We start from the raw sequence: 11,151 nt of genomic DNA on the forward strand, positions 1-11,151 counted from the left end.
CGGGCCGGTGGTGACGCACGTTACGGTCGGCGGCATGGTCCAGCATGACGATGACGCCCCCCTCAAGCTGTCCCCGCTCGACGCCCGGCACCGTTCGCTCGGCGCGACGATGGGCGCGTTCGGCGGATGGGACATGCCGATCTCCTACGCAGGCGCGGGCGTGGTCGCCGAGCACACCGCGGTGCGCACCGCGGTCGGCGTGTTTGACGTCTCCCACCTGGGCAAGGCGAGCGTCACCGGGCCGGGGGCGGCGGCATTCCTCAACGATTGCCTGAGCAACGATCTGAACCGGATCAAGCCCGGTCAGGCCCAGTACACGCTGTGCTGCACCGGCGACGGCGGCGTCCTGGACGACCTGATCGCCTACCTGGTCTCGCCGGACGAGGTGTTCCTGATCCCGAACGCGGCGAACACCGCCGCGGTGGTCGCCGCACTCGCCGCCGCCGCCCCGGACGGCATCGAGATCGTGGACCGGCACACCGATTTCGCGGTGCTGGCGGTGCAGGGGCCGGCCTCGGCCGAGGTTCTGGACGCGGTCGGGCTGCCCTCCGACCTGGACTACATGTCCTGGCGGGACGGTGACCTCGACGGCCTGCCGGTCCGGGTCTGCCGCACCGGGTACACCGGCGAGCACGGCTACGAACTGGTGCCCGGGTGGGGCGCCGCCGAGCAGGTGTGGGACGCCGTGGTGCACGAGGCCGGCCTGCGCGGCGGGCGACCGGCCGGACTCGGCGCCCGGGACACGCTGCGCACCGAGATGGGCTACGCCCTGCACGGCCAGGACCTGGGACCGCAGATCACGCCGGTGCAGGCCCGGGTCGGTTGGGCGGTCGGCTGGCGCAAGACCAGCTTCTTCGGTCGGGACGTGCTGCTGACCGAGCGGGAGAACGGTCCGCACCGCGCATCCTGGGGGCTGCTCGCACTGGACCGCGGGGTGCTGCGCGGGCACCTGGCGGTGGTCGACCCGGCCGGTACCAAGATCGGCGAGACCACGTCAGGGACCTTCTCGCCGACGCTCGGGGCGGGCATCGCGCTCGCCCTCATCGACACGGTGGCCGGGGTGGTGGAGGGCGACGAGCTCGCCGTCGACGTCCGCGGCCGCCAGCTGCGGGTCCGGGTGGCCAAGCCGCCGTTCGTGCCCTCCCACGTGCGCTGAGGTGCCGGGCTCCGGGTGCGGCGACCAGGCCGATCCGGTAGAACTGGCCTGATTTCCTGCGGCCGCGGTGGCAGATACTCGGACGTCCTACTAATTGCGATATCGTTGATCCATGACGACCTCCACCGCCGGAGCGAACGCGGTCCCGACGTTCCGGCGCGAACTGCATCCTTCGCCCGTCAGCGTCAGCCGGCGGGACGAGATCCACGCGGCGCCCGGCTTCGGTCGCTACTTCACCGACCACATGGTGCTCATCGACTACGACGACGGCCAGGGCTGGCACGACCCGCGGGTGGTGCCGTACGGGCCGTTCTCGCTGGACCCGGCGACCATGGTGCTGCACTACGGCCAGGAGATCTTCGAGGGGTTGAAGGTCTTCGCCCAGGCGGACGGGTCGCTTGCGGCGTTCCGGCCCGAGGCGAACGCGGCCCGGTTCAACCGGTCGGCCGACCGGCTGGCGATCCCGCAGATGCCGGAGGAGCTGTTCCTGGCCGCGATCCGGGAGCTGCTCGCCGTCGACGGCTCCTGGGTGCCATCCGGCGGCGAGTCGTCGCTCTACGTGCGGCCGTTCGTCATCGCCACCGAGGTCGGCCTGGGCGTACGGCCGTCGGCCAGCTACCTGTTCTGCATCATCGCCTCGCCGGCCGGGCCCTACTTCCCGCGCGGGGTGGCGCCGGTCAGCGTGTGGTGGTCCACCGAGTATGTCCGGGCGGCGCCCGGCGGCACCGGCGCGGCGAAGTTCGGCGGCAACTACGCCGCGTCCCTGGCCGCCCAGGCGCAGGCCGCGGAGAAGGGCTGCGACCAGGTGGTCTGGCTCGATGCCGTCGAGCGCCGCTGGGTCGAGGAGATGGGCGGGATGAACCTGTTCTTCGTCATGGGCTCGGGGCCCGCGGCGGAGCTGGTCACCCCCGAGCTGTCGGGTTCGCTGCTGCCCGGCATCACCCGCGACTCCCTGCTGGAGATGGCCCGCGAGTTGGGCTACACCGCGTCCGAACGGCGGATCTCCACCGACGAGTGGGCCAAGAAGGTGGAGAGCGGCGAGCTGACCGAGGTGTTCGCCTGCGGCACGGCCGCCGTGATCACGCCGGTCGGCTCGGTGCTGCACGCCGACGGCGGCTTCGACATCAACGGGGGCCAGCCGGGCCCGATCACCATGGAGTTGCGCAAGCGGCTGACCGATCTGCAGTACGGCCGGATCGCGGACACCCACGGGTGGCTGACCAAGCTGGGCTGACCCGGCGGACCGAACCCGGCGGGACGGGAACGAGCTCCTCCAGAGACAGCAAAAACGGCGCCGATCAGAGTCGATCGGCGCCGTTCTTGCGTTCGGGAGCAGGCCGCCCCGGGGTCAGCCCCGGACGACCTTGCCCGCCTTGATGCACGAGGTGCACACGTTCAACTTGCGCACGGTGCCCGGCGCGACCTGCGCCCGCACCGGCTGAATGTTCGGATCCCACCGGCGGTTGGTCCGCCGGTGCGAGTGGGACACGCTCATGCCGAATCCTGGACCCTTGCCACACACGTCACACACGGCAGCCACGCCGAACACCCCTGTCACATTTCGAGCGAGCGGCCAGACCGGAGTTACAGCGGCCGTTCAGAGCAGTCAACAACGGCCCGGCGGCCGCCGGGCAACCTCACCAGGGTACTGACCCGCGGCGCAGACGCCAAACCGCGGCCGACCCAACGGCGCGGGCGGGACTCAGGTGCCGGCACCCGACGGCTCGGGGTGGCCGAACTGCCCCGCGAAATACGCCCGCACGGCCGTCATGGCCGTCGACGGCCGGGTGCCCCGGCGCCAGGCCAGCCCGATCCGCATATCCGGGATCGGATCGCGCAGCACGACAGTGTCGACCCGCTTGCCCTCCAGCGACCACGGTCGGTAGACCATGTCGGACAGAATCGTGACCCCGTTGCCGTTGGCGACAATGCTGCGGACCGCCTCGATGGACGAGGTGCGGAGGAACACCGTCGGGTCGATGGCGCCCCAGTAACGCTGGGTGGTCCGCTCGGTCTCGTCCACCGTCAGCTGCACGTACGGATGGGCGGCGACGTCGGCCAGACCGGCGTCCGCCACCTCGCCCAGCGGATGCCCGGGCGCCACCCACAACCGCCGTTTGGAGTGCACCAGGGTCTCGTGCGCGACCTCCGGATGCCGGAGGTTCGATGTCAGCAGCAAGCCGAAGTCCAGGTCGCCCTGCACCAGGGCGGCCTCCGTCTCGGGTCGCCCCAGTTCCCGCCAGTCGAACTCGAGGTGGGGGAACACGATCGCCAGCCGCTGGATGTGGTGGGGCAGGAAATAAGCCATGACCGTGTAGGTGACGCCGATCCGGAGACGGCCGCGCAGCTCGGCATCGGTGGTGGAGACCAGGGTCGCCTCCTCGACCAGTTGCAGGATCCGCCGCGCCCTGGGCAGGAACTCGATCCCGGTCGGGGTCAGCGTCACACCGCGGGACGTCCGGGTGAACAGCGGTTGCCGCAGCGTTCGCTCGACCTCCTGCACGGCCATCGTCACCGCCGACTGCGAGACGTACAGGTCCCGGGCGGCAGCGCTGATCTGGCCGGCTTCGGCCACCGCGACGAAGAACTGCAGCTGCCGGATGGAGAGCACAGGCAACCTCCCGCGGGTATCAGTTCAGTTGATAGCACGCTATCGGAATATGAACCTTGTCGATCGATGAGGGGCCCTTTAGGTTTTGGTCAAGGAGGTGCGACATGGACGGCACCGGTACGGGCAGGACCATGGTGGACATCAACTGCGACATGAGCGAAGGCTTCGGCGCCTGGATGTTCGGCGACGACATCGACGCGGCGATGATTCCGATGGTCAGTTCGATCAACGTCGCGGCCGGATTCCACGCCGGCGACCCCAACACCATGGCCCGCACGGTGGGCCTGGCCAAGGAGCACGCAGTGGGCGTCGGTGTGCACCCGGGCTTCCGTGACCTGGTCGGGTTCGGCCGCCGGCACATCGACGCGGGCGCCGCCGAACTGGTCAACGACGCCCTGTACCAGTTGGGCGCGCTTCGCGAGTTCGTCCGGTACCACCGGGTCGAGCTGCAGCACTTCAAGTTGCACGGTGCCCTGTACATGCATGCGGCCCGGGACGAGGAGTTCGCTGTCGCGCTGGTCGACGCCCTGCAGATCGTCGACCCGGAGCTGCCGGTGCTGGCGATGGGCGGGTCGGTGCTCGACCAGGTCGCCCGGGACCGCGGCCAGCCGGTCGTCCGCGAGTTCTACGCCGATCGGCACTACGGCGACCACGGTCAGATCGTCTTCACCCGCAATGTCGGCGCCCTGGACGCCGACGAGGTCGCGGCCAAGGTGCTGCGGGCCTGCCACCAGGGCACGGTCGTCACCGTCACCGGCTCGACCGTGCCGATCGAGTTCGAGTCGGTCTGCATCCACAGCGACACCCGTGGCGCCTACGACCTGATGCACCGCACCCGGACGGCGCTGGACGCCGCCGGCATCCAGGTCCACTCGTTCGCCGCCTGACCGGACGGCCGGCTTTCCGCTACCGGCAGCCGGCTTCATCCCGCAGCCCACCCGCCGCGACGGATCGACCGTCGGGCCGATGACTCATGCCAGGAGCACCCCATGCCGGGTTCCTTCACCACCGATCAGCCCGCCGCCGAAGCCGCCGACGACGGCATCGATTCCGCCACCCATGCCATCCCGGACGCCGGCCGGGCGACCCGGGGATCGCTCACCATGGCGTGGTGGGGAGTGTGCAGCGCGCTGTTCTACATCTTCCTGGCCGCCACCCTCGCCGTGGCCTACGGCACCGTCGACACGCTGATCGCCATGGCGCTGACCATCGTCACGTACGGACTGATCAACGGGGTACTGGCGCGGTCGGCGATCGGAAACGGGCTCAGCGTCTCGCTGTTCTCCCGGATCCTGTTCGGCCGGGTCGGCGCGCTGCTGGCCACCGCGATCTTCTTCCTGACCGCGATCTACTACGCGGTGTTCGAGGGTTCGGTGATCGCGGTCGCCGCCAGCCAGGTGGTCGGCGGGCTGAGCTACGGCTGGGCGTGCGTCATTGTGGTGCTGCTGGCGGTACCCATGGTGTTCGGCAGCGTGCAGAAGTTCCTGGACAAGCTCAACGGCCTGCTGCTGCCGTTCTACGTGCTGGGACTGATCGCGGCCGTGGTGGCGACGGTGGCCACCTACGGCTACAGCAACGACTGGTTGACCTACACCCCGCCCGGCGGCGCCCCGGCCGGCGGCTGGTTCAGCGCGTACGTGGCCTACATGGGCGTCTGGGTGCTGATGATGTTCACCGTCGACTACGCCCGGTTCGGGCGCCATACCGACGTGCGCTACCACTCCCGCTTCAACTTCGGAATCCCCTTCTACCTGATGACTTTCGGTGCCAACGGGTTGGTCGGCATCTTCCTGGTCACCTCCGGTGAGGTCGCCACCGTCTCCGAGACGGCGGTGGTCGACCAGTTGATCACCGTGCTGGGCGGGGTGCTGGCCCTGCTGTTCATCTGGGTCACCCAGACCCGGATCAACACGGCCAACTTCTACCTGGCCACGGTCAACATGCAGGCGTTCTTCGGCAAGCTGGGCGTGCATCTGCGCAAGTGGATCTGGGCCATCGTGGTGGGGGCGGTGGTGCTGGTGATGATGCAGGCCACCGACGTCTTCAGCTACATCCTGGCCGCGCTGACCTATCAGGGCATCTTCGTCACCGCCTGGGTCGGGATCGCGCTGACCCACGTACTGTCCGGCGGGTACCGGCGGATGTTCGGCGACGCCGTGCACTACCACTTCGACGAGGTGCCCAACGTCAACCCGGCCGGCCTGACGGCCTGGTTCGTCGCCGCCGGCACCGGTCTGACCATGACGTTGACCGGGGTCGGGGCCGCCTTCGCCCCGGTGGTCACGGTGCTGTTGTCGGCGGCGATCTACGGCGCGATGCTGCGCGTCGCCCGGCCGACGTGGTACGCCACCGGGCCGGCCGCGGCGGCCGCCCGTGCGGCGGGTCGCGCCCCGACCCCCTGACCGATCCTCGTCCACCACTGGCTCCGCGCCGACGAACATGATGCGATCGGCGGCGCCCCCGGATCCGAGTTCCGTCCCACCCCTTCGAACCGCAGGAGCAGACAATGCACGAAGTCACGTCCCCGCTGCCCGGCACCTTCTACCACCGCGAGTCACCCACCAGCGATCCGTTCGTCCAGGTCGGGGCGACGGTCGCGGCCGGCGACACCGTCGGGCTGGTCGAGGTGATGAAGATGTTCAACCCGGTGACCACCGAGGTGGCCGGGACCGTGGTCGAGATCCGTTTCCAGAATGAGGATCCCGTAGACGTCGACGACGTGCTCGTCGTCATCGAGGAGTCCTGATGCCGGCCGTCAAACGACTCCTGGTGATCAACCGCGGCGAGATCGCGGTGCGGGTGATCCGGGCCGCGAAGGAGATGGGCATCACCGCGATCGCCGTCTACAGCGACGCCGACGAGAGTTCGCTGGCCGTCCGGCTCGCCGACGAATCGGTGCACATCGGGGGCGCGCATGCCCGCAAGAGTTACCTCAACGCGGACGCCCTGCTGGCCGCGGCGCAACAGACCGGTGCCGATGCGGTCCACCCCGGCTACGGCTTCCTCTCGGAGAACGCCGATTTCGCCCGGGCCGTGGTCGAGGCCGGGCTGACCTGGGTCGGTCCCGACGCCGACACGATCGCCCGGATGGGGCACAAGGCGCAAGCCATCGCCACCGCCAAGGCGGCCGGTGTGCCTGTCGTCCCGGGCAGCGACGGCCTGGTCGCGACCACCGACGACGCGCTCGCGGCGGCGGCCCGGATCGGCTACCCGATGCTGATCAAGGCTGCGGCCGGCGGGGGCGGCCGCGGCATCCGGATCGCCGGCGACGACGCCGAGCTGGTCGCCGGCATCACCGCCGCCCAGCAGGAGGCGCAGGCCGCATTCGGCGACGGCGGGGTGTACCTCGAACGTTTCATCCCGCGGGCCCGGCACATCGAGGTGCAGGTGGTCGGCGACGGCACCGATGCCGTGCACTTCTTCGAACGCGACTGTTCGTTGCAGCGCCGCCGGCAGAAGATCTGGGAGGAGGCGCCGGCCGCCATCCTGGACGAGCCGACCCGTGACCACCTGTGCGCGTCCGCGGTCGAGCTCGCCCGGTCGGTCGGCTACCGGGGCGCCGGCACCATCGAATTCTTGTACGACCCGGCCACCCGCGAGTACTTCTTCATCGAGATGAACACCCGTATCCAGGTGGAACATCCGATCACCGAAGAGATCTGCGGCGTCGACCTGATCCAGTTGATGCTCTCCGTCGCGCAGGGCGATCCGCTGCCGGTGCGCCAATCGGACATCACCCGCCGGGGCCACGCCATCGAGGTGCGGATCAATGCCGAGGATCCGGCCCGCAAGTTCCTGCCGTCGCCCGGCACCATCGACGGCCTGCGCTGGCCGGCCGGCCCCGGGGTGCGGATCGACACCATGGCCTACGACGGATACACGATCCCGCCGTACTACGACTCGATGATCGGCAAGCTCATCGTCTGGGCGCCGGACCGGCCGGCGGCGTTGGCCCGCCTGCGCCGCGCCCTGGGCGAAACCGAACTGGGTGGCCCGAAGACCACGCTGCCGTTCTTCGCGACGCTGTTGGACCAGGAAGCAGTGGTGAACAACGACTTTCACACCACCTGGGTCGAGAATTGGCTGGCGGCGGGGCCGGCATGACCCGCTACACGCCGGGCGGCGACGAGCACCTGTTCGTCGAACTGTCCGAAAGCATGTCCCTGGAGGCGTTCTTCAAGGCCATCATGATCACCCGTGAGCTGGCCGGGCGGAACCTGGCCGGGGTGACCGAGATCTGCCCGGCCAACGCGTCCTACCAGGTCCGGTTCGACCCGGACGTGCTGCCCGTCGGCGAGCTGCGGGCCACGCTGGAGGGGATCGAGGACGGGCTGGACATCGGCCACGGCACGCTGTCCACCCGCATCCTGGAAATCCCGGTGCTGTATGACGATCCGTGGACCAACGAGACGCAGCAACGGTTCCGGGACCGGCACCAGGACCCGGAATCGACCGACCTGGCCTACGCCGCCCGGGTCAACGGGTACCCGGACGTGGCCGGTTTCATCGCCGCGCACGCGGCCACGCCCTGGTTCGTGTCGATGGTCGGCTTCGTCGCCGGGCTGCCGTTCATGTACCAGATGGTCGAGCGGGACCGGCAGATCCAGGTGCCCAAGTACCTCAAGCCGCGGACCGACACCCCCAAGCTGACCGTCGGGTACGGCGGCTGCTTCAGCTGCATCTACTCGGTGCGGGGGGCCGGCGGCTACCAGATGTTCGGGGTGACGCCGGTGCCCATCTACGACCCGGATCAGCGGCTCAGCTATCTCGCGGATTTCATGATCCTGTTCCGGCCCGGCGACATCGTGAAGTTCCGCCCCGTCGACCGCGCCGAGTACGACGAGATCCTGGCGGCGGTCGAGCGCAACGACTATCAACTCCGGTCCGCGCCGGTCGAGTTCTCGCTCCGCGAGTTCGAGGCCGACCCCGCCGGTTACCCGTCGACGATGGTGGAGGCCCTCCGTGTCCATGCCTGATGCCTTCCGCTCCGACCGCTCCGAGCGACCGGCCCCGACCGTGGGCCCGGTGTCGATCGAGGTCGTCAAGCCCGGCCTGGCCACGTCGATCCAGGACGGCGGCCGGTCCGGCTACTACCACCTGGGCATCCCGCCGTCGGGGGCGATGGACCAGATGTCCTACCGGGCCGGCAATCTGCTGCTGGGCAACCCGGAGACCGCGGCGTCGCTGGAGTGCGCTTTGATGGGCCCGGAGCTGCGGTTCGACCGGGCCACCCGGATCTGTGTCACCGGTGCGGAGATGGCTCCGAAGATCGATGGTCAGGCCCACCCGACGAACACGGTGCTGGCGGTCGGAGCGGGACAGACGCTCTCGTTCGGGTTCGCGGCGAAGGGTGCCCGCGGCTACCTGGCCGTGGTCGGCGGGGTCGACGTCCCGGAGCGCCTGGGCAGCAGATCCACGTACGCCCTGGGCGGCCTCGGCGGCCACCGGGGCCGGACCCTGCAGGCCGGCGACACCCTGGTGACCGGTGATCCGGCCGCCGCGGCCCCGCCGGCGGGGGCCGTGCTCCCCGAGGAGCTGCGGGCGCCGCTGGGCAAGGAATACGAGCTGCGAATGGTGCCCGGGCTCTACGACTACCGGGTGCAGGCCGAGTCGATGGCGACGTTCCTGGCCGAGACCTGGCTGGTGGCGTCCGAGGCGGATCGCATCGGCTACCGGCTCAAGGGCGGGACTCCACTGGACTTCGTGCCGCGGGAGCCACCGTTCGGCGCCGGCGACGACCCGTCGAACATCGTCGACGCGTGTTATCCGATCGGCTCGATCCAGGTGCCCTCCGGGCAGCAGCCGATCGTCCTGCACCGGGACGCGGTGTCCGGCGGCGGCTACATGATGGTCGGCACCGTCATCAGCGCCGACCTGGACCTGATCGGGCAGATGCCGCCGAACACCAAGGTTCGGTTCGTCGCGGTGACCATGGAACAGGCACTCGCCGCCCGGGCGTCCCGGGCCGCCCGCCTTGACCGGGTCCGGGCGGCCGTCGCCGCGTGACGGCCGGGGTGGGCAAGCCGCGGAGCGTGGTGACGTGCGACAGTGGCGTCGCGCGTCACCCGCGGTCGGAATCGACGGCGCGACCCAGCCGGGCCGCGGCGTCCCGGACCAGGACCCGTTCCGCATCGGTCAGGTCGCCGGCCCGGGCCTCGACGATCCAGGCGACCCGCTCCAAGTCGTAGACGACCCATGGCTGCAGGCGCCGGTGGGTGTCCCACATCCTGTTCACTGCGACAGTGGCCATACACCAGTGTGCGCCCCGGCATTGCTCCGGTCGAGCGTGCTGTCCGGCCGGGCCGGGGTGGGCGAGCCGGCTGGCGACCCGCGTCGGGCACCATGGGCCCATGGCCGTTCTCGATGCCGACCTGGTGCACCGCTGGTTCGACCGGCTCCGCCGGCAGGACCTGTCGGCGATCGCGTTCTGGGACGTGCGACCCACCGACCAGGAGCGCGCCGCCATTGACGAGGGCGGAACGGCCATCGGCTGCGCGATCCGTGACCTTCCCGCGCCGGCACCCGTGCTGGCGCTGACGGAAACGCCCGCGCTGATGCTGCGCGACTATCTCACCGGTTTTGCCGCCGGGATCACCGAAGCCCGCCGGCTGCTCCGGGTCGAGCCGGCGGTGGACCTGGGTGGCCTGGCCGGCGGCGTCGATCCGGGCGCATCGGCGGTCGGGGCGCTGGCGCTGGCGGCCGGTCTGAACGCGGCGGCCGCGGCCCTGGCCGGGTGGGCCGCCGACCGGCCGTCCGCCGGCCGGGGCGGTCCGACCGCCGCCGAGTCGGCCCGCGCCGCCGGCGTGACCGCGGCCGAAGTGGTCGTCGACGGCGCCGACCTGCATCGGGTCGCCGCCCACGCCGCCGGCACCGCGGTCGACGGCTGGCGGGTGGGCCTGCCCGACGATCCGGCCGAACGCGCCGACTACCGGGCCAAGGCCCTCGTCGGGACCGTGCTGGTGGCCCTGGAACTGGAGTGCCGGGAACCGCTGCCGCCGGCCCGGCCGGCCAGCTGCGGAGCCCTGCCCGGGGAGAATCGGGGCGCCGCGTTCCTCGCCGAGATCACCTGCACCCTGCACGTCGCCGACGAGGCGCTGCCCACGCTGATCGGTGAGCTCAACCGGTTGTGCCGGGAGGTGGCGCTGTGGCCCACCGATCGGTCGTCGTCGCTGCACCTGCACACCGACCGGCCCGGTGAGGCGATCGAACAGCTCTACGCCAGCGGAGTGCCGTTCGATCTGGCGATCACCCGGCTCGGCTGATCGATTCGCTAGGGTGCCGGGATGATCGGGGGTCTGCAGATTCCGCTCTGGGCGGGGGTGCTGGTGCTGGCGTTCGGCGGGCTCTTCGTGGCGATCGGCGTGCTCACCACCAACGCCGACCG

General features: G+C 70.4%; 12 protein-coding genes. 9 read left to right on the forward strand and 3 right to left on the reverse strand.

Annotated elements, in window-relative coordinates; all coding sequences use genetic code 11:
• Positions 1 to 34 precede the first annotated feature (34 nt).
• Together gcvT and ACILSK_RS20865 are read left to right on the forward strand one after the other, a co-directional pair.
• Complete coding sequence (gene gcvT / locus ACILSK_RS20860; RefSeq protein ID WP_395729104.1) at positions 35 to 1,156, forward strand: glycine cleavage system aminomethyltransferase GcvT; 1,122 nt, start codon at positions 35 to 37, stop codon at positions 1,154 to 1,156.
• 112 nt (positions 1,157 to 1,268) lie between these two features.
• Complete coding sequence (locus ACILSK_RS20865) at positions 1,269 to 2,390, forward strand: branched-chain amino acid aminotransferase (protein ID WP_395729105.1); 1,122 nt, start codon at positions 1,269 to 1,271, stop codon at positions 2,388 to 2,390.
• Between the two features lie 114 nt (positions 2,391 to 2,504).
• Here ACILSK_RS20865 and rpmB read toward each other — a convergent pair whose 3' ends face one another.
• Both rpmB and ACILSK_RS20875 read right to left on the reverse strand, forming a co-directional pair.
• Complete coding sequence (rpmB, locus tag ACILSK_RS20870) at positions 2,505 to 2,696, reverse strand: 50S ribosomal protein L28 (protein WP_137448485.1); 192 nt, start codon at positions 2,694 to 2,696, stop codon at positions 2,505 to 2,507.
• 162 nt (positions 2,697 to 2,858) lie between these two features.
• Positions 2,859 to 3,773, reverse strand: coding sequence for a LysR family transcriptional regulator (locus tag ACILSK_RS20875; protein WP_395729106.1), 915 nt, complete (start codon positions 3,771 to 3,773; stop codon positions 2,859 to 2,861).
• Between the two features lie 98 nt (positions 3,774 to 3,871).
• Between ACILSK_RS20875 and ACILSK_RS20880 the strand changes: the two genes are divergently transcribed.
• The 6 genes from ACILSK_RS20880 to ACILSK_RS20905 all read left to right on the forward strand — a co-directional run bounded on the left by ACILSK_RS20880 (position 3,872) and on the right by ACILSK_RS20905 (position 9,773).
• The gene (locus ACILSK_RS20880; RefSeq protein ID WP_395729107.1) at positions 3,872 to 4,654 is read left to right on the forward strand and encodes a 5-oxoprolinase subunit PxpA; all 783 of its coding nucleotides are present in this window, start codon (positions 3,872 to 3,874) and stop codon (positions 4,652 to 4,654) included.
• A 102-nt stretch (positions 4,655 to 4,756) separates the two neighbouring features.
• Positions 4,757 to 6,169 carry a purine-cytosine permease family protein gene (locus ACILSK_RS20885; protein WP_395729108.1) on the forward strand — a complete coding sequence of 471 codons (1,413 nt, stop codon included), beginning with the start codon at positions 4,757 to 4,759 and terminating at the stop codon, positions 6,167 to 6,169.
• Between the two features lie 104 nt (positions 6,170 to 6,273).
• Entirely contained in the window at positions 6,274 to 6,513 is a 240-nt protein-coding gene (locus tag ACILSK_RS20890) for an acetyl-CoA carboxylase (RefSeq protein ID WP_395729109.1), read from the forward strand.
• A complete protein-coding gene (locus tag ACILSK_RS20895) occupies positions 6,513 to 7,871 on the forward strand; it encodes an acetyl-CoA carboxylase biotin carboxylase subunit (protein WP_395729110.1) in 1,359 nt (452 codons plus the stop codon). The genes ACILSK_RS20890 and ACILSK_RS20895 overlap by 1 nt, the downstream gene beginning before the upstream one ends.
• Positions 7,868 to 8,743, forward strand: a complete 876-nt coding sequence (locus tag ACILSK_RS20900) for an allophanate hydrolase subunit 1 (protein ID WP_395729111.1) — start codon at positions 7,868 to 7,870, stop codon at positions 8,741 to 8,743. Before ACILSK_RS20895 ends, ACILSK_RS20900 begins: the two co-directional genes overlap by 4 nt.
• A gap of 49 nt (positions 8,744 to 8,792) precedes the next feature.
• The gene (locus tag ACILSK_RS20905) at positions 8,793 to 9,773 is read left to right on the forward strand and encodes a biotin-dependent carboxyltransferase family protein (RefSeq protein WP_395729112.1); all 981 of its coding nucleotides are present in this window, start codon (positions 8,793 to 8,795) and stop codon (positions 9,771 to 9,773) included.
• Between the two features lie 55 nt (positions 9,774 to 9,828).
• On the opposite strand, the gene ACILSK_RS20910 is transcribed toward ACILSK_RS20905, so the two are convergent.
• Positions 9,829 to 10,017 carry a hypothetical protein gene (locus tag ACILSK_RS20910; RefSeq protein ID WP_395729113.1) on the reverse strand — a complete coding sequence of 63 codons (189 nt, stop codon included), beginning with the start codon at positions 10,015 to 10,017 and terminating at the stop codon, positions 9,829 to 9,831.
• A 100-nt stretch (positions 10,018 to 10,117) separates the two neighbouring features.
• On the opposite strand from ACILSK_RS20910, the gene ACILSK_RS20915 reads away from it, so the two are divergent.
• Positions 10,118 to 11,029 carry a hypothetical protein gene (locus ACILSK_RS20915; protein WP_395729114.1) on the forward strand — a complete coding sequence of 304 codons (912 nt, stop codon included), beginning with the start codon at positions 10,118 to 10,120 and terminating at the stop codon, positions 11,027 to 11,029.
• Positions 11,030 to 11,151: the final 122 nt, after the last annotated feature.

It is taken from the genome of Nakamurella sp., from assembly GCF_044224575.1.
GTDB lineage: Bacteria > Actinomycetota > Actinomycetes > Mycobacteriales > Nakamurellaceae > Nakamurella.